Origin of the sequence: Rhodanobacter sp. Root480 (genome assembly GCF_001426645.1) — a bacterium.
Lineage (GTDB): Bacteria > Pseudomonadota > Gammaproteobacteria > Xanthomonadales > Rhodanobacteraceae > Rhodanobacter > Rhodanobacter ginsenosidimutans.
In genome coordinates this window covers 1,188,364-1,206,686 of the sequence record NZ_LMEX01000002.1, presented here as the reverse complement: position 1 = coordinate 1,206,686, position 18,323 = coordinate 1,188,364, and the positions used below count along the sequence as shown (strand labels likewise).

Below are 18,323 nucleotides of genomic sequence, written 5' to 3'. Positions count from 1 at the left end.
CTGTCTCCTCCCCCTGCTGGCAGGTTGGGAGGGGGAAGCTCGGGCTTGCCGCAAAGATCAAGAGCGAAACCCCTCCCCAGCCCTCCCCTGCTAGCAGGGGAGGGAGCATGGCGCGTCACTTCTGTCTCCTCCCCCTGCTGGCGGGAGGAGGTTGGGAGTGGATGGCTCGGGCTTGCCGCGGAGATCAAGAGCGAACCCCTCTCCAACCTTCCCCTGCAAGCGGGGGAGGGAGCATGGTGCTGCGTGCTTTTCTGGCGACGGGTGAAGCGATCGATCTCCATGCGACAGCCCCTGTGCTGCTTGATCAGTACTGGTACACGAGCTGGAAACCGGTGGCCGGCCGGCGTGTTTCCAGCACACGGCCGCCAGTCAGTGCCCAGCCCGCGAAAACGTCCCAGCCGAGGCGGCCAAGCTGGCCGCGCAGGCCGATCACGCTGCCGCGCAGCGTGTGTTCGGTGCCGTAGATGTTCTTGCTGGGGCCGCCGATGTGGCCTACGTCCACACCGACGTAGAGCGCCGCCGGCAGAGCGCCCAGCGGCGCGGTGAGGGTGTTGCGCCAGGTCCAGCCGCGTTCGGCGGCCAGGGTCTGTTCGCCGTCGAAGCCACGTACGGTGTAGCGCCCGCCCAAGGTGATGAACTCGGATCCGTAGAGGGTGTCGCCGCTGCGTTGCGCATGCAGTTCGGACATCCATTGCAGCGGCAGCGCGCCGGCCTGGAAAGGCAGGTTCAGGGAGGCGTCGAGTATCCACAGCCGGTAGTCGAAGCTGGGGTCCGAGGGCTGGTGCCCGGGAGCATCACGCTGGCCACCGAACCAGCTCACGCCGCGGCGTTGCGCCAGGCGCAGATCGAGCTGAGCCGCACCCAGATACTGGCGTTGCACCAGCGCCAGTTCCGCCGAGGTGACGTCACGCCGCTGGGAGGTCACTTCGGTGTCCTCGACGAAGCTGTGCGCCTTGCGTTTGCCCAGGCGCAGCTCCAGCGAGGTCTTGCCCGACCCGGTGCGGTGGAGCATGCGCTGCACGGTCAGATCGGTGGTGCGCGACTTGCCACGGCTGACGAACGTGGTCTGGTAGCCAGCCAGAGTCTGGTGATAGGCGTAGTCGTATGCCGACAGGGTGAACAGCCAGCGACCGAACGGCACCGAGTAACTGGCATTGACGCCGCGCGTGCCGTGGCCGGTGCTTTGCCACACGTCGTGGTTGTAGCCCAGCGAGAGGATGTCGTTGATGCCCAGCGGGTTGTCGAATCCCGCGCTGATGCCGGCTTGCCCACGCCCGGTGGCGCGCGAGCCGGCGTCGTCCAGCGTGGCCACCAGATGCCAGGGCCGGCTGCGCTTGACCGCGATCACGAGGTCGGAGGCACCGGGCGTGTCGCCGGGCGCGATGTCGATACTCACGTCCTGCGAGGGCACCCGCTTCATCTGCTCCAGCCCCTGCTCCACGTCACGCAGGTTGAGCAGGTCGCCCGGGCGCATCGGCAGTGCGGTCTGCCAGGCACCGGACAGCGTGGCGTCGGCATAGCGGATGCGGCGGATGACACCCGGCACGAGGGTAAGGCGCAACACACCGCCGGACAGGTCCTGCGCGGCCACGCCGACGCGGGTGGTGACGTAGCCGCGATCGATGATCAGGTCCGACGTGCGTCGCACGATCAGCTCGATGCCCCGGCGGCCCGCACATTTGCCGGCATAGCGATCGAGATAGCGTTGCACCCAGGTGAAATCGGCCAGGCGCGGGCCTTCAAGACGCACGCTGTCCAGCGGAAAGCAGGGCTGCTCGGCCGGCAGGTCGGTGCGATGAAAGTCGGTGCCGCGCGCGGTGGTCAACCGCACATCCGGCGTTGCGCGTTGCTGCTGCCGCGCCTGCGCCTCGCGCTGCGCGCGTTCGCGCTGCTCCTGCTGGTCCGGCGTGGTTTGCGCCAGGCCAATGCATGGCAGCAGTGCGATGCATGCGAACAACCATTTTGCGGTCGCAACACTGCGACGAGACGTGGAGATCCCTTCCGTATCCAATCCTTTCCCCTGTTACCGATGCCGCACCGGCTGAGCGGGCGAGTACGCCTCGCCCCCCGAAAGCCTCGGCGGCGGCGGAAGACGCCCGATGCACGACCGGAAAACCTTACACGCGACCTGACAAAAACCGAATGCACCCCAACCAAAAAGTGTCGAATGCGTCACTTTTTTCGGAAGACCTCGCCAAGCCCCGTCGGTCCGCATCAGCAAGGCATCGGGTCGAACGGATGCGCAATCCACGTAAGCTATGCGCTCCCAAGCCGGCGCAGGCCGGCCTTACTTGCTGCGGAGTATCTGTTCTTGAGCGACCTGATCCGCGTCACCTTGCTCGGCATCATCGAGGGCGTTACCGAATTCCTGCCCATTTCCAGCACGGGCCACTTGCTTATCGCCGAGAAGTTCGGGCTGGGGGCGCGCTCGGATCTGTTCAATATCGGCATCCAGGCGGGCGCGATCCTGGCGGTGACGTTGATCTACTGGAAGCGCATCTGGCAGTTGCTGACGCAATGGCGTGATGCGGCGAACCGCGACTACCTGTTCAAGCTGGCGGTGGCGTTCCTGATCACGGCGGTGCTGGGCTTTATCGCGGTGAAGATGGGTTTCAAGTTGCCGGAGACGGTGACGCCGGTGGCGTGGGCGCTGGTGATCGGTGGCGTGTGGATGATCGCTGCGGAGCGGCTGGCCGCGCGCCAGCCCGACCGCACCGAGGTGACGTGGCGGGTGGCCATCCTGGTGGGTATCGCGCAGATGGTTGCGGGGATTTTCCCTGGCCTGTCGCGCTCGGCGTCGACGATTTTCGCGGCGATGCTGTTCGGTACCAGCAACCGCGCGGCGGCGACCGAGTTCGCATTCCTGGTGGGCATTCCCACGATGTATGCGGCGACCGGCTACGAGTTGCTGAAGGTGGTGAAAAGCGGTGGCGCGGCGCATGAGGACTGGACCGCGCTGGGGCTGGGTTTCGTGGTCTCGGCGATCGTGGCGTTTATCGCGGTGAAGTGGCTGCTCGGCTATATCCGCACGCACACGTTCACGCCGTTCGCGATCTACCGCATCGCGTTCGGCGTGGCGCTGTTGGTGCTGGTGCCGGCCGGCGGCTGAGGCCAGCGCGGCCGCTCCAGCCGCGGCTTACGCCACTTCCGCCAGCGTTTCGGTGCGTACCGGTTTTGGCCGGGCGACAGCGGGGACGGTATTGGGTGTGGCCACCGTGCATCGGTTGGTACGCTCGAACAATTCACGCACCCATTCGATGAAGGCCTGCACGCGGGCCGACAGGTGTTTTTTCTGCGGATAGACGATCCACACCGGCTTGCCGGTGGAGTTGGTATCGGCCATCACCAGTTCCAGCATGCCTTTTTCCAGCATGCAGGCGGCCAGCATGCGCGGCACCTGGGTGATGCCCAGCCCCGCCGCCACGGCCTGCAGCACCGATTCGCCGTCGTTGATCAGCATGTGCGCGTCGATATCCACGCTCACCTGGCCATCCGGCGTGTCGAACTGCCATTGCCGCGGGCGGCCGTTCGGGTACACGTAATTGATGCAGCGGTGATCCTTCAGATCCTCGATGCTGCGCGGGGCGCCGTACTTGCGCAGGTACTCGGGCGAGGCGCACACCACGTTGCGCAGGTAGCCGATCTTGCGCGCGATCAGGCTGGAATCCTCCAGTTCGCCCACGCGGATGGCGCAGTCCAGCCCTTCGCCGTTGAGATCCGACGGCGAGTCGCTCATCGACAGCTCCAGCCGGATGTCGGGGTAGCGCTGCTCGAATTCGGTGAGCCGCGGGATCACCGCGGCGCGCCCCACCGACAGCGAGATACCCACCCGCAATTTGCCGGTGGGCTTGCTGTTGGCGAAGTTCAGCGCCTCGGTGGCCTCGGCCAGATCGGCCAGGATCTCCCGGCAACGCGCATGGAACGAGGCTCCATCGTCGGTCAACCGCAGGGAGCGCGTGGAGCGGAACAGCAGCCGGGCGCCGAGCTGGGTTTCCAGCCGCGACACGGCGCGGCTGACGCCTGACGGGGTCATGCCCAACTGGCCGGCGGCAGCGGCGAAACTGCCGGCCTCGACCACGCGGACGAAGGTCGAAATTGCTGAAAAGTCTTCCATCGGTCCCATTCCTCGTCGATTCATGACTGCGGCGCATGAGTGTAATGCCTGAAAAGGGGATTTTCTATACCGCTAGGTACACCTATTCTCTCGACCCTCGCCGGTACCCCCTGTCCGGCCAACAAGGTGTTCGGAGCGAAAGATGAAGAAACAATGGATGCTGATACCCCTGATCGCGGTCACCGTGCTGGGCAGCTGGATGGTGCTGCATGGCGATGACAGCCAGGCGCAAACCCCCGTCGGCGCGCCGCCGCCGGAAGTCACCGTGGCGCAGGCGCTGAGCCGCAAGGTCAGCGACAGCGCCGAGTTCACCGGCCGGCTGGAAGCGGTCAATACGGTGCAGGTGCAGCCTCGCGTGGGCGGCTTCGTGGAGTCGGTGCATTTCCAGGAAGGCGCCGTGGTGCACAAGGGCGACGTGCTGTTCCAGCTCGATGCCCGCCCGTACCAGGCCGAGGTGGACCGGCTGGCCGCCAACCAGGCGCAGGCCCGCGCCGAGCTGAGCCTGGCCGAGACCAACCAGCAACGCGCCACGATGCTGCTGGCCCAGCACGCGATCGCCAAACAGGAAGCCGACCGCCAGCAAACCACCGCGCAAAGCGCACGTGCCCAGTTGGGCGCCGCCACCGCCGCGTTGGCCGCCGCCCGGTTGAACCTGGATTTCACCAAGGTGCGCTCGCCGATCGATGGCCGCGTCAGCAACGCCCGCGTCACCCCCGGCAACCTGGTCACCAGCAACGACGTGCTGACCAGCGTGGTCTCGGTGAACCCCGTCTATGTCTACTTCGACGTGGACGAGCACACCTGGCTGAAGCTCGATCATCTGCGTGCCGACGCCAGGCAGGCAGGCCGCAGCGCCCGCATCGAAGCGACGATGGGCCTGGCCGACGAATCGGGTTATCCGCATGAAGGCCGCCTCGATTTCGTGGACAACCAGCTGCACACCGGTTCCGGCACGATGCGTTTGCGCGCCGTGTTCGACAACGCCGACGGCCTGTATACGCCCGGCCTGTACGCCCGCGTGCAGTTGCAGAGCGGCCAGGTGAAGTCGCGCGTATTGGTGGACGACCGCGCCATCGGCACCGACCTGGGCAACCAGTTCGTCTACGTGGTCGACAAGGACCACAAGGTGCAATACCGCAAGGTGGAAACCGGCGCGTTGGTGCATGGCTTGCGCGTGATCGAAAGCGGCGTGAAGCCCAGCGACCTGGTGGTGGTGAACGGCCTGCAACGCGTGCGCCCCGGCGCCGAGGTGAACCCGCAGAAGGTGGCGATGAGCTACCGGCTCGATCCGGCCGACAAGGCGCTGGTCGAGCGCGGCGACGCGAATGTCGACACGGATTCGCGTACCGCGCAGGTCAAGCCAGCGAAAGCGCGGGACCCGCAAGGCTGAGGACGGCCTCTGGCGTGGTCACGCCACATAGGCAAACAGCTACCTAGCCGTCATCCCGGCGAAAGCCGGGATGACGGGCCAAGAGAACCGAGGCTTCGCAGAAGCCTCGCGAGGATTTTTTGCATGAAAAACATCGCCCAATTCTTCGTCGACCGACCCATCATGGCCGCGGTGCTGTCGTTGCTGTTCGTGATCACCGGCTCCATCGCGGTGTTCCAGCTGCCGATCAGCGAGTACCCCGAAGTGGTGCCGCCGACCGTGGTGGTGCACGCCAGCTACCCCGGCGCCAACCCGAAGGTGATCGCGCAGACCGTCGCCACGCCGCTGGAGGAACAGATCAACGGCGCCGAGGGCATGCTGTACACCTCGTCGCAGGCCACCAGTGACGGCGCGCTCACGCTCACCGTGACGTTCGCGCTCGGCACCGATCTCAACAACGCCCAGGTCGACGTGCAGAACCGCGTGGCGCAGGCGCTGCCGAAATTGCCCGAGGAAGTGCAGCGGCTCGGCGTGACCACGCAGAAGAGCTCGCCCGACCTCACCATGGTCGTGCACCTGATCTCGCCCGACCAGCGCTACGACATGCTCTACCTGTCGAACTACGCGCGGCTGCACGTGAAAGACGTGCTGGGCCGGCTCAATGGCATCGGCGACGTGCAGATCTTCGGTGCCGGCGAGTACTCGATGCGCGTGTGGCTGGACCCGCAGAAGCTGGCGCAACGGTCGCTCACCACCGGCGACGTGATCAACGCCATCCGCGAGCAGAACGTGCAGGTCGCCGCCGGTGCGCTGAATGCGCCGCCCGGCCCCGGCAACTCCGCGTTCCAGCTCAACATCAACACGCGTGGCCGACTGGTCAGCGAAGACGATTTCCGCAACATCATCGTGCGCACCGCGGCCAACGGCGGCGTCACCCACCTCAGCGACGTGGCCAAGATCGACCTGGGCTCGAACAGCTACGCATTGCGCAGCCTGCTCGACAACACGCCCGCGGTGGCCATGCCGATCTTTGCCCGGCCCGGCTCCAACGCGATCCAGATCTCCGACGAAGTGCGCGCCACCATGGCGGAGCTGAAGAAGGATTTCCCGCAGGGGGTCGACTACTCGATCGTCTATGACCCGACCGTGTTCGTGCGCGGCTCGATCGAGGCGGTGGCGCACACGCTGCTGGAGGCGATCCTGCTGGTGGTGCTGGTGGTGATCCTGTTCCTGCAGACCTGGCGCGCCTCGATCATTCCGCTGGTGGCGGTGCCGGTGTCGCTGATCGGCACGTTCGCGATCATGTACCTGGCCGGCTTCTCGCTGAACGCCCTGAGCCTGTTCGGACTGGTGCTGGCGATCGGCATCGTGGTCGATGACGCGATCGTGGTGGTGGAGAACGTCGAGCGGCATATCGAACTGGGCGAGTCGCCGAAGGAGGCGACGCGCAAGGCGATGCGCGAAGTCACCGGCCCGATCGTGGCCACCGCGCTGGTGCTGTGCGCGGTGTTCATCCCGACCGCGTTCGTCAGCGGCCTCACCGGCCAGTTCTACCGCCAGTTCGCCTTGACCATCGCGATCTCCACGGTGATCTCCGCGTTCAACTCGCTGACCCTGAGCCCGGCGCTGGCCGCCGTGCTGCTGAAGCCGCACAACGCGCCGAAGGACCGCCTCACCCGCGGCATCGACCGTGCGTTCGGCTGGCTGTTCCGTCCCTTCAACCGCATGTTCCAGCGCGGTTCGGAGCGCTACGTGGGCGGCGTCAAGCGCGTCGTCGGCAAGGGCAAGCTGGCGCTGGTGATCTATGCCGGCCTGATCGCCCTGACCTGGTTCGGCTTCTCGCACGTGCCGACCGGTTTCGTGCCGGGCCAGGACAAGCAGTACCTGGTGGCGTTCGCGCAACTGCCCGACGCCGCTTCGCTGGATCGTTCGGAAGACGTGATCCGGCGCATGAGCGCGATCGCGCTGAAGCAGCCGGGCGTGGAACATGCGGTGGCCTTCCCCGGCCTGTCGATCAACGGTTTCACCAACTCGACCAACTCCGGCATCGTATTCGTCACGCTGAAGCCGTTCGAGGAACGCGAGACTGCGGACCTGTCCGCCGGTGCGATCGCCGGTGCGCTGAACCAGAAGTTCGGCGCCATCCAGGACGCCTACATCGCCGTGTTCCCGCCGCCGCCGGTGATGGGGTTGGGCACGATCGGCGGCTTCCGCATGCAGATCGAGGATCGCAGCGACCGCGGCTTCGACGAGCTGTACAAGCAGACGCAGAACCTGATCGCCGCCAGCCGCAAGGACCCGGCGCTGGCCGGGCTGTTCTCCAGCTTCCAGGTCAGCGTGCCGCAGGTCGACGCCGACGTGAACCGCGAGAAGGCCAAGGCCGAAGGCGTGAACCTGGGCGATGTGTACCAGACCATGCAGGCCTACATGGGCTCGCTCTACGTCAACGACTTCAACCGCTTCGGCCGCACCTACCAGGTCAATGTCTCGGCCGACCCCGCGTTCCGCCACACGCCGCAGGACATCCTGCAGCTGAAGACGCGCAACGCGCAGGGCCAGATGGTGCCGCTGGGTTCGTTCGTCACCGTGTCGCAAGGCGCGGGCCCGGATCGCGTGCAGCATTACAACGGCTACCCGACCGCCGAGATCAACGGTGGCCCGGCGCCGGGCTTCAGCTCCGGCCAGGCGCAGGCGGCGATGGAAAAGCTGGCGAAGGACAACCTGCCCAATGGCATCAGCTTCGAGTGGACCGAGCTGACCTACCAGCAGATCCTGGCCGGCAACACCGCGATCCTGGTGTTCCCGCTGTGCGTGCTGCTGGTGTTCCTGGTGCTGTCGTCGCTGTACGAAAGCTGGTCGCTGCCGCTGGCGGTGATCCTGATCGTGCCGATGGTGCTGCTGTCCGCGATTGCCGGCGTGTGGCTCAGCGGTGGCGACAACAACATCTTCACCCAGATCGGCTTGATCGTGCTGGTGGGCCTGGCGTGCAAGAACGCGATCCTGATCGTGGAGTTCGCCCGCGAATTGCAGCTGGAAGGCGTGCCGCGTCATGAGGCCGTGCTGGAAGCCGCCAGGTTGCGCCTGCGCCCGATCCTGATGACCTCGATCGCGTTCATCATGGGCGTGGTGCCGCTGGTCACTTCCAGCGGTGCCGGTGCCGAGATGCGCCATGCGATGGGCGTGGCGGTGTTTGCCGGCATGCTGGGCGTGACCATCTTCGGGCTGATCTACACGCCGCTGTTCTATGTCGTCATCCGCGCCCTGGTCGAGCGTCGCGAGGCCCGCGCGGCCGAGCGCGCCGCCGCCGATGCGCTGCCGGCGCTGGAGAACCACTGATGAAAACCGTACGCAGGATCGCCGGCGTCGGTGTCGCCGTGGCCTCGGACATGCTCGGCGTGACCCTGGCGGGGCTGATCTACACACCCCTGGTCTACAACGTCATTCACGCCCTGGCGGGGCGCCGCGAGTCGCGCGCCCACGCTGCCGGGATGGAGAACCATTGAGATGAAACCGCTACTGAAAATCGCCGCGCTCAGCGCGGCCATGATCCTGGCCGGTTGCGCCAGCATCGGCCCCGACTATCACGCCGAGAAAATCGCCGCACCGCAGCTGCAGGGCCTCGACGCCGCGCAGGAAAGCAACGCGCAGTTCCAGGCCGCGTGGTGGAAGCAGTTCAACGATCCGACGCTGGATGCGTTGATCCAGCGCGCCGCGGCGAACAACCTCGACCTGCGTATCGCCGTGGCGCGTCTGCATGAATCGCGCGCGTTGCTCAGCGGTGCCAAGTCCGATCGCCTGCCCACCATCAACACCGGTGTGGATTACACCCGCAGCCGCGGCCAGCAACCAGGCTTCAGCGACCAGCGGCTCACCACGACCACCTACCAGGCCGGCTTCGATGCTTCGTGGGAGCTGGACGTGTTCGGCGGCGTGCGTCGTTCGGTGGAAGCGGCCGGCGCCGATCTGGGCGCCAGCGAGGCGGCATTGCACGACGTGCAGGTCAGCCTGCTGGCCGAGGTGGCGCGCAATTATTTCGAATTGCGCGGCACCCAGCTGCGGCTCGACATCGCCAAACGCGACATCGAAAACCAGCGCCAGACCGTGCACCTGACCGAGGTACGCCAGCAGGTCGGCACCGGCGCCGAGCAGGACGTGGCCAGCGCCAAGGCCCGCCTCAGTGCAGTGCAGGCGCAACTGCCGCTGCTGCAAACCCAGGCCAGCGCCAGCGAGTACCGCCTCGCCGTGCTGCTGGGCGAGCGGCCGGGAGAGCTCGACATCGACGTGTCGCCGAAGAGTTTCACCCCGATCGCCACCACCTTGCCGATCGGCGACGCCGGCGACGTGCTGTCGCGCCGTCCGGACGTCCAGATGGCCGAACGCGAGTACGCCGCCGCCAACGCACGCATCGGCGTGGCCAAGGCGGATTTCTTCCCGCACATCTCGCTGGGCGGTTTCCTGGGCTTCCTGTCCGGGCGCAGCAATGACTTTGGCAGCCCGTCGACGCGGGCGTGGTCGCTGGCGCCCAGCATCAGCTGGGCCGGCCTCAACGTGCAGCGCGTGCGTGCGAACCTGCACGTCAGCGAGGCGCGTGCCGATGCAGCGCAGGCGAATTACCAGCGCACCGTGCTGGAGGCGATCGAGGACATCGACAACGCAGTCACCGGCTTCAACCAGCAGCGCGTGCGCGTCGATCACCTGATCGAACAGGCCACGCAGAGCAAGCGTGCGGCCGACCTCGCCCGCATCCGCTATCAGGAAGGCGCCACCGGCTTCCTCGAACTGCTCGACGCCGAGCGCACCCAACTGGCCGCCGAGGACGATCTGGCGCAGGCCGAGGCGGCGATCAACACGCGCGCCGTCGCCCTGTACAAATCGCTCGGCGGCGGCTGGCAGGCCTGCGGTGATGAACACTGCAGCGCCGTGGCCAAGGTCGACGCCGCGCCATGAGCGCACCGGCAAAGCGCCTGCCGGCAGCGGCAGGCGCGTCGGCGGCCACGCCGATCCATCGCGTGGCGCTGGTCACCGGCGCCAACCGCGGGCTGGGCTTCGAGGTGGCGCGCCAACTCGGCGAGCGCGGCATGACCGTGCTGCTGGGTGCCCGCGACATGGACAAGGGCCTGCATGCCGCGCGGCAGCTGGCCCACCTGCCCGGCGAAATGATCGCGGTGCAACTCGACATCACCCGGCAGGACCAGGTCGATACGCTGGCGCGCTGGATCACCATCACCTACGGCCGTCTCGACGTGCTGGTCAACAACGCCGGCGGCTACTACCACCCGCGCACCAACCCGGTGGAAGTCGACATCGCTCCCGCGCGCGAAGCGATGGACACCCACCTGTTCGGCACCTGGCGCGTGTGCAGCGCGCTGTCGCCGCTGATGCGCCGCCACGGCTACGGCCGCATCGTCAACGTCTCCAGCGGCTACGGCGCCACCACCACCAGCGGCGCCAACTGCCCGGCGTACCGCGTCTCCAAGGCCGCCCTGAACAGCTACACCCGCACCCTCGCCAGTGAACTGGAAGGCAGCGGCATCCTGGTCAACGCCGTCTGCCCCGGCTGGGTCGCCACCGACATGGGCGGCCCCGGCGGGCGCCCCGTCAGCGACGGCGCCGCCGGCATCGTCTGGGCCGCCTGCCTCACCGAATCCCTCACCGGTGGGTTTTATCGCGACGGCCGGCCCATCGCCTGGTAGTCGGGCTGCGACTCACTGCGTCACAACAACCCCTGCCCACGTCGACCGCCAGCATTACGGCAACCTATATAGCGTCGCTATAGACATACCAATATAGCGACGCTATATTGGTCCCATGGATACACGCGACATCCTGCTCAACGCCGCCCTGAAGGTGCTGGAGGAAGAAGGCGAGGCACAGTTCTCGACGCGCAAGGTTTGTGCGATCGCCAACGTGACGGCACCGACGCTTTACCACCATTACGGCAGCGCCGATGGGCTGTTGAGCGCGGCGATGGCGGAAGCCTTCGGGCAGTTCCTCGAAAGCAAAAAGTCCGTCGTTCAATCAGCCGATCCGGTGGTGGTGCTGCGCGAGGGCTGGAACGATTACGTGCGCTTCGCCGCGGCGCGGCCCCGGCTCTACGCGGCGATGATGAGCCGCGTTCTCGACGGCGCTGACATCCCTGCCGCCGAGCAGGCTTTTGCGCTGCTGATCGCACGCATCGGCGCCATTGCCGCCAAGGGGCGGCTCCGTCCGACGGTCGCGGCGGCGGCCGACCTCATGTGGGCCTCGGCGAACGCCGCCTCCCTGCTTCACGTCACCGCCCGGCTGCGGAAGGGCGCGCCACCCACTTCGGTGGTGTTGGAGCAAATCCGTGAGGACGCTCTGCGGTCCATCCTGAAACCCACAACGAAAGGCCGATCACGATGAGAATTCTCGTCACGGGCGGCACCGGCCTGCTCGGTGGTCGCCTGATCCCCAGGCTCGTGGACGACGGCCACCAGGTTTTCGCCCTCACCCGCTCCACGTCATCGCACGCCGGGCTGCAGGCGATGGGGTCGACGCCGGTTGACGCGGATCTGGAAAGCGGCGCGCCGCTGGTGCTGCCTGCAATCGATGCGGTTGTGCATGCGGCGGCCATGTTCCGCTTTTCCGGCCCCCGCAAGCCTTTCTTCCGCACCAACACCGATGGCACCGCAGCGTTGCTGAAGGCCGCCCGGTCCGCAGGCGCGAAGACCTTCGTCTACATCAGTGCGGCAGGGATCATCATGGATGACGGCGGCACGCCCATCCGCAACGCCGATGAAAGCGCGCCGACTTTTCCCAACCACTTCTCCGCCTACCTGGCGAGCAAGGCACGGGCCGAGCGGTTGGTTCTGGCCGCCAACCATCCCGGGTTTCGCACCATCGCGCTACGCCCACCGGCGATCTGGGGGCCGGGCGATCCGTTCAGCAGCGCGCTACCCGACGCCATCGGCTCAGGGCGATTCGCCTTTATCGGCCGCGGCGACTATGCGTTCTCGACCTGCCACGTGGACAACGTGGTCGAAGCGATACGGTGCGCGCTGGAACGGGGTGAAGGTGGACGTGCCTTCTTCATCAAGGATCAGGAGGGGCAAACCTTCCGCGCGTTCGTCGCATCCCTCGCAAGTTTGCAGGGGTTGTCGATCGACAAGCTGCGTTCCATGCCCTACTGGCTCGCTTCAACCTTGGGCCGGCTGCTTGATGCCATCTGGGCCGTGGCGCGGAAGGATGGCGATCCGCCGATTTCGCGTTCGATGATCCGCATGATCGGACGCGCGTTCACCATCGATGACACCGCTGCCCGTCGGGAACTGGGCTATGTCGGAAGGACGTCGCGGGCCGATGGCCTGCGTAGCTATGGGGAACCGTAGGCTCTCGCTTTGGAAGCCTGGCGAGAACACGCGAGAGCATCGCGACTGAAGTCGCTCCCACAGGGACAGGTGCCCCGGGGCTAACGCTGCACGATATGCGCGAACCACTCCCAGCCGTGCACGCGTTCGGTGATGAGCTTGGTGCAGGTGAGTATCGGCACTGCCAGCAGGGCGCCGGGGATACCCCATAGCCAGCCCCAGATCAGCAGCCACAGCAGGATCGCGATGGGGCTCAGCCGCATGCTGCGGCCCTGGATGAACGGGGTGATCAGGTTGCCTTCGATCGCGGTGATGCCGGCGAAGGTCAGCACCGGCAGGAACACGTCGAAGCTGGCGTCGTTCGCATACAGCATGCACACGATGGACAGCACGATGGTGGTGACGATGGCGCCCACGTACGGGATGAAATTGGCGAACATCGCCACCGCGCCCCACAGCAGCGGGTCGGGTACGCCGTAAAGCCACAGCATGCAGGCGGTGACCGCGCCCAACCCCGCGTTGATCGACAGCGCGGTGAGCAGGTAGCGCGATATCTCGGTCTGGATGCTGCGCACAATGGTCACGGCGTGGCGCTTGTAGGTGAAGCCGGGGGTGATCTCCACCAGTCTTCGCAGCATGGAGTCGCCGTAGATCAGGAAAAAGAACACCAGCAACACCACGCTCAGCACGGCGGCCAGCACTTTGGGCGCGGTGGAAACCACGTCCCAGGTGCTGAACGATACCGGTGATGGCTGGCTCGACGAACTGCGCACGGGGTGCCCGGCCACGAGGGTCTGGGTGGCGCGGTTGGCGGCCTCCAGTGGCTGGGTGAGGCCCTTGAGCTTGGGTACGAAATGACGGATGGCCGCGGGCGCACCCTGGAACCAGCCCACCGCCGGCTGCGCCAACTGCCCTACGCCAGTGCCGATGCCCACCATCAGGCTGATCACCAGCACGCTGGCGGTGAGCCAGCGCGGCAGGCGCACGCGGGCGCCGGCCGCCACGATGGGGTTCAGCGCCAGGCCGATGAAGGCGGCCAGCACCAGCGGTATCAGCAGCGCGCGGGTGATGGTGATGGTGTACAGCAACGCCAGCAGCAACAGCGCGTTCATCACCACTCGCAGCGCGCGCAGGTGGCGACGCATGCCGCGCACGTAACGCGTGCCCGGCATGGCCCGGCGCAAGGGCACCTCGGGCGGCAGCTCGGCATCCATGCTGATGGCAGGTTCGGTGGCGGGTTCCGGCAGCATGGCCGGAGCGGATGGCAGCGGGTCGATCTCGCTCATGGCTGGTCGGCGTGCGGCTCGGCATCGACGCGGTCGGCCTCGGCGGCGGCGGCCGCACCCAGGCCGGCCACGCCCAGCTCGGCAATCATGCGCGAGCCGATCGTCACCAGTTCGGACAGCCCGCCGCCCAGCAGCGCACCCAGACCCGGCAGCCGCAGCGGATGCACGTTGAGCCGGCCCAGCGCGAAACCGGTCGCCGCCGAGATGCCTACCGTGCTCAGCGGATGGGCGCGGCCGCGCGCCAGCAGCGCGGTCGCGGGCAAGCCGACGCGGTGGCGCGCCAGCCCCACGCGTGCCTTCGCCAGTTTCACCCTGGCCAGTTTCGACACCATGCTCATGTTCGATCCCCCCGGTCCTGCGGCTGCAACGGCGTGTCCGATGATGCTGTCGATGACGCCTCCCCCGTCGGCGCGGTAGTGGCCGCGTCGCCCTGCCGTGCCTCGTGCAGGGTATCGCGCATCATCGCACCCCATTCGTCGCGCGTGGCGGGCAAGGTCATCCAGTGCATGCAGCGACGGAACAACCACACCGCGCCAGCCAGCAGCAGGATCTGCAACACGCAAAGCGTCGTCAGCGCCCACAGCCACGAGCCGAACCACTGCGCCAGCGCCAACCCCAGCAAGGCCATCAAGGTCAGCGCCAACGCCACCCCGGCCGCGGTGGCGACCAGCCCGGCCAGCAACAGCCACGAGACGGCGCTGCGGGCCAGGCCAAGCTCAGCCGCCAACAGGTCCCATTGCGCGCCGAACAAATGGCCCAGCGCCCGCCCGAGCTGGGCGATTTCGGCGAGCAATCCAGACGGCAACGGCGCCCTTGATTCCGGCGCCGTTGCAGATTCACCGGGAGTATCGCCCCGGTCGCTCCTTGGTTCTTGCATGGAATATCCCCTGGCGCCGATCAGCGCCGCAGGATACGGCCAAGCAGCCAGCCCGCCCCCAATGCCATGGCCACCGATTGCACCGGTTTCTCGCGCACATAGAGCCGTGCCTGCTCCAGCCATGCGTCCGCGGTGTCCATCGTGCGGTCACAGACTTCGCGGCCGCGCTCGGCCACGTCGGCGGCGGTGTCGGCGGCGCGATTGGCCGCTTCGGCCGTCTTGTCGGTGGCGCGGTGGAGGCTGTCCTCGACATGGTCGGCGGCGCGATCCACCGCCTCCTTGGTGCTGGCGACGGCACTGGATGTGGCCTGCTTCACGCGCTCGGCCTTCTCGTCGATCCGGTTGCCGCTCAGCGGTGCGGAATGGTCGGGTACCTGGTTGCTCATTGCTTGCTCCGGAAAATACGTGGGTGGATGGACGGGCTACGCCCGTTACCTGGCGCGGCGGAAGAACGCAATGATCGCCAGGATCAGGAAGATGACAAACAGGATTTTCGCGATACCGGCGGCGGTGCCCGCGATACCGCCGAAACCGAATACGGCGGCAATGATGGCGATAACCAGAAAAACCAGCGCGTAGTGAAGCATGGACATGTCCTCGTGGAGTGGGGGGCTGCGGACATATGCCGCATGCCCGCATCATCCCCAGCCCGATGCCATGCGCGCGTGAAGGTTGGCGATGCCGGCCTGCACGCGGCGGCGACGTTCAGCCGGCGCTCTGCAATCGCCGGCTCGTCAACCCTGGTGCGCTGGGTTGAGGCTGTACGTGCCCACCCATTCCGCGCTGGCCAGCACATGGCCGTCCATCGCCTCGCGCAACTGCGTCAGCGTGAAACCGCGGGCCAACCCCAGCGTGGCCACGTCCAGTGCGGATACGCGGAAGTGGTAGTGATGCACCAGTTCGTCGTTCCACGGCGGACAGGGGCCGTCGTAGCCCAGGTACTCGCCCACCATGTCGGCGTCGCCGGCGAAGAAGCCGGTGAAGTCGTTCATGCCCTGCACGCTGCGCGGTGGCCCGAACGGCTCGTGCTTGCCGTGCGCCACCACGCCGTCGCTGCACGCACCCGCCGCCAGCTCGGTGTATTCGGGCGGAATGTCGGCCATCAGCCAGTGCACGAACTCCACCCGGCGCAGGTCGGCCGGCACGCTGCGACCGGGCTGGTTGACGTCGTCGCCGCGGCTGGGCACGTCCGGGTCGATCACGGTGAGCACGAATGAGCGGGTGCCGGCCGGCGCATCCTTCCACGCCAGATGCGGGTTGCGGTTGTCGGACAATGCGATCGGATCGGCGCGCTTGCCGAACGCGAATGCCGCCGGAATGGGCTGGCCGTTTTCGAAACTGTCGCTGCGCAGTTGCATCGGGGGTCTCCTGCGGTTGCGGGAACGGGGAATAGGGAATGGAGACTAGGTAAAAGCCCATGCCTGCCGCACGCTGGCTCTTCCGATTCCCCATTCCCTATTCCCCATTCCCTGCCCCAAGCCTATACCGCAACCGCCGGCGGCCGCAGCCTTTACCATGTCGCCTGGCCATCACGACGACGAACCATGGACGCCGAAGACCTGCAGCGGCTGGTGACCACGCGCATGCCGTATGGCAAATACCAGGGCCGCCTGCTCGCCGACCTGCCGGGCGCGTACCTGGCCTGGTTTGCGCGCAAGGGTTTCCCGCCCGGGCAACTGGGGCGCCTGCTGGCGCTGGCGCTGGAAATCGATCACAACGGCCTGTCCGGCCTCCTCGATCCGTTGCGGCAGGCGCCGCCACGGCGCTGAGGCATCGTGGCGCAGCCATCCAGACGGCCAAAACGCGTCGCCGTGCCTGTAGGCTAGGGAGGAATGCGCCCATCCCGCGGATGCGCATGATGACCTCTCGGATATCGACCACGGAGCGCCGCCATGAAGATCGAGACACTCGCCGTCCACGCCGGGTACTCCCCGGACCCCACCACGCGTTCCTCGGCCGTGCCGATCTACCAGACCGTGGCCTACGCGTTCGACAACGCGCAGCACGGCGCCGACCTGTTCGACCTGAAGGTGCCGGGCAATATCTACACCCGCATCATGAACCCCACCCAGGATGTGCTGGAGCAGCGCGTGGCCGCGCTGGAGGGCGGCATTGCCGCGCTGGCGCTGGCCTCGGGCATGGCCGCGGTGAGCTATGCGATCCAGACCATCGCCGAGGCCGGCGACAACATCGTCTCCACCGCCACCATCTATGGCGGCAGCTACAACCTGTTCGCGCATACCTTTCCGCAGCAGGGGCTGGAGGTGCGCTTTGCCGAAGCGGGCAAGCCGGAGAGCTTCGCCGCGCTGATCGACTCGCGCACCAAGGCGATCTTCTGCGAATCGATCGGCAACCCGCTGGGCAACGTCACCGACATCGCCGCGCTGGCCGAAGTCGCGCATGCGCACGGCATTCCGCTGATCGTGGACAACACCGTGCCCAGCCCCTACCTGTGCCGCCCGATCGAGCACGGCGCCGACATCGTGGTGCACGCGCTGACCAAGTACATCGCCGGCCACGGCAACAGCATCGGCGGCGCCATCGTGGACAGCGGCAAGTTTCCGTGGGCCGAGCACAAGGAGCGCTTCCGCCGCCTCAACGAGCCGGACGTGTCGTATCACGGCGTGGTCTACACCGAGGCGCTGGGGCCGGCCGCCTACATCGGCCGCGCCCGCGTGGTGCCGCTGCGCAACACCGGCGCCGCCATCTCGCCGATGAACGCGTTCCTGATCCTGCAGGGCGTGGCCACGCTGGGCCTGCGCATGGATCGCACCTGCGACAACGCGCTGGCGATCGCCCAGTACCTGCAGAAGCACCCGAAGGTGTCGTGGGTGCGCTACGCCGGCCTGCCCGATCACCCCGACCATGCGCTGGCGCAGAAGTACATGGGCGGCAAGGCGTCGGGCATCCTGTCGTTCGGGGTCAAGGGCAACGATGCCGATCCGCGCGCCGCCGGTGCACGAGCGCTCGATGCGCTGAAGCTGTTCACGCGGCTGGTCAACATCGGCGACGCCAAATCGCTGGCCACCCACCCCGCCTCCACTACCCATCGCCAGCTGGATGCGACGGAGCTGGCCAAGGCGGGTGTCAGTGAGGATATGATCCGCTTGTCCGTGGGCATCGAGCACATCGATGACCTGATCGAGGATCTGGCGCAGGCGCTGGACGCGGTTTAAGCCGCGCTTTTTGAATCATCAACCTGCCATCCCGACCCGTTCGGGCTGAGCGTAGCCGCGCAGCGGCGGAGTCGAAGCCTCGCCGCAAACCGCCCTTCGACTCCGCTGCTGCGCAGCTACGCTCAGGGTGATCGGTGAGGGGGAACGGCGCATTTCCGATTCCCCATTCCCGG

The 18,323-nt window shown here is 66.9% G+C and carries 18 protein-coding genes; 10 read left to right on the top strand and 8 right to left on the bottom strand.

Annotation, left to right across the window (positions count from 1 at the left end; all coding sequences use genetic code 11):
* Positions 1-304 precede the first annotated feature (304 nt).
* Positions 305-1,957: a ShlB/FhaC/HecB family hemolysin secretion/activation protein gene (locus ASD22_RS12255; RefSeq protein WP_056083594.1), complete on the bottom strand. Its 1,653-nt coding sequence runs from the start codon at positions 1,955-1,957 to the stop codon at positions 305-307.
* 354 nt (positions 1,958-2,311) lie between these two features.
* Between ASD22_RS12255 and ASD22_RS12250 the strand changes: the two genes are divergently transcribed.
* On the top strand, positions 2,312-3,109 hold the full coding sequence (locus tag ASD22_RS12250) for an undecaprenyl-diphosphate phosphatase (protein WP_056083591.1): 798 nt from the start codon (positions 2,312-2,314) through the stop codon (positions 3,107-3,109).
* A 27-nt stretch (positions 3,110-3,136) separates the two neighbouring features.
* Here the strand turns inward: ASD22_RS12250 and ASD22_RS12245 are convergent, their stop codons facing one another.
* Complete coding sequence (locus ASD22_RS12245) at positions 3,137-4,114, bottom strand: LysR family transcriptional regulator (RefSeq protein ID WP_056084288.1); 978 nt, start codon at positions 4,112-4,114, stop codon at positions 3,137-3,139.
* Between the two features lie 142 nt (positions 4,115-4,256).
* On the opposite strand from ASD22_RS12245, the gene ASD22_RS12240 reads away from it, so the two are divergent.
* The 7 genes from ASD22_RS12240 (at position 4,257) to ASD22_RS12215 (ending at position 12,832) form a co-directional block, all read left to right on the top strand.
* Complete coding sequence (locus tag ASD22_RS12240) at positions 4,257-5,504, top strand: efflux RND transporter periplasmic adaptor subunit (protein WP_156459002.1); 1,248 nt, start codon at positions 4,257-4,259, stop codon at positions 5,502-5,504.
* Positions 5,505-5,627: 123 nt separating this feature from the next.
* Entirely contained in the window at positions 5,628-8,819 is a 3,192-nt protein-coding gene (locus ASD22_RS12235) for an efflux RND transporter permease subunit (RefSeq protein WP_056083588.1), read from the top strand.
* A complete protein-coding gene (locus tag ASD22_RS16755; RefSeq protein ID WP_156458390.1) occupies positions 8,819-8,986 on the top strand; it encodes a hypothetical protein in 168 nt (55 codons plus the stop codon). Before ASD22_RS12235 ends, ASD22_RS16755 begins: the two co-directional genes overlap by 1 nt.
* A 1-nt stretch (position 8,987) precedes the next feature.
* Positions 8,988-10,430, top strand: coding sequence for a TolC family protein (locus ASD22_RS12230; protein WP_056083585.1), 1,443 nt, complete (start codon positions 8,988-8,990; stop codon positions 10,428-10,430).
* Positions 10,427-11,176 (top strand): SDR family oxidoreductase, encoded by a 750-nt coding sequence (locus ASD22_RS12225; RefSeq protein WP_056083582.1) that lies wholly within the window; start codon positions 10,427-10,429, stop codon positions 11,174-11,176. The genes ASD22_RS12230 and ASD22_RS12225 overlap by 4 nt, the downstream gene beginning before the upstream one ends.
* A gap of 115 nt (positions 11,177-11,291) precedes the next feature.
* Entirely contained in the window at positions 11,292-11,867 is a 576-nt protein-coding gene (locus tag ASD22_RS12220) for a TetR/AcrR family transcriptional regulator (protein WP_056083581.1), read from the top strand.
* Positions 11,864-12,832: an NAD-dependent epimerase/dehydratase family protein gene (locus ASD22_RS12215; protein ID WP_056083578.1), complete on the top strand. Its 969-nt coding sequence runs from the start codon at positions 11,864-11,866 to the stop codon at positions 12,830-12,832. The genes ASD22_RS12220 and ASD22_RS12215 overlap by 4 nt, the downstream gene beginning before the upstream one ends.
* An 80-nt stretch (positions 12,833-12,912) precedes the next feature.
* On the opposite strand, the gene ASD22_RS12210 is transcribed toward ASD22_RS12215, so the two are convergent.
* The 6 genes from ASD22_RS12210 to ASD22_RS12190 form a co-directional block, all read right to left on the bottom strand.
* Positions 12,913-14,097 (bottom strand): AI-2E family transporter, encoded by a 1,185-nt coding sequence (locus ASD22_RS12210; protein WP_056083575.1) that lies wholly within the window; start codon positions 14,095-14,097, stop codon positions 12,913-12,915.
* Positions 14,094-14,435, bottom strand: a complete 342-nt coding sequence (locus tag ASD22_RS12205; protein ID WP_056083572.1) for a hypothetical protein — start codon at positions 14,433-14,435, stop codon at positions 14,094-14,096. Before ASD22_RS12205 ends, ASD22_RS12210 begins: the two co-directional genes overlap by 4 nt.
* On the bottom strand, positions 14,432-14,890 hold the full coding sequence (locus ASD22_RS12200) for a hypothetical protein (protein ID WP_056083571.1): 459 nt from the start codon (positions 14,888-14,890) through the stop codon (positions 14,432-14,434). Before ASD22_RS12200 ends, ASD22_RS12205 begins: the two co-directional genes overlap by 4 nt.
* 104 nt (positions 14,891-14,994) lie before the next feature.
* A complete protein-coding gene (locus tag ASD22_RS12195; protein WP_056083568.1) occupies positions 14,995-15,360 on the bottom strand; it encodes a hypothetical protein in 366 nt (121 codons plus the stop codon).
* 45 nt (positions 15,361-15,405) lie between these two features.
* Positions 15,406-15,561, bottom strand: a complete 156-nt coding sequence (locus ASD22_RS16440) for a DUF1328 domain-containing protein (protein ID WP_007082429.1) — start codon at positions 15,559-15,561, stop codon at positions 15,406-15,408.
* A 147-nt stretch (positions 15,562-15,708) separates the two neighbouring features.
* Entirely contained in the window at positions 15,709-16,332 is a 624-nt protein-coding gene (locus ASD22_RS12190; RefSeq protein ID WP_056083565.1) for a YbhB/YbcL family Raf kinase inhibitor-like protein, read from the bottom strand.
* 186 nt (positions 16,333-16,518) lie between these two features.
* Between ASD22_RS12190 and ASD22_RS12185 the strand changes: the two genes are divergently transcribed.
* Positions 16,519-16,743, top strand: a complete 225-nt coding sequence (locus ASD22_RS12185; protein ID WP_056083562.1) for a DUF3820 family protein — start codon at positions 16,519-16,521, stop codon at positions 16,741-16,743.
* Between the two features lie 123 nt (positions 16,744-16,866).
* Entirely contained in the window at positions 16,867-18,150 is a 1,284-nt protein-coding gene (locus tag ASD22_RS12180; RefSeq protein ID WP_056083560.1) for an aminotransferase class I/II-fold pyridoxal phosphate-dependent enzyme, read from the top strand.
* The last annotated feature ends 173 nt before the right edge of the window (positions 18,151-18,323 follow it).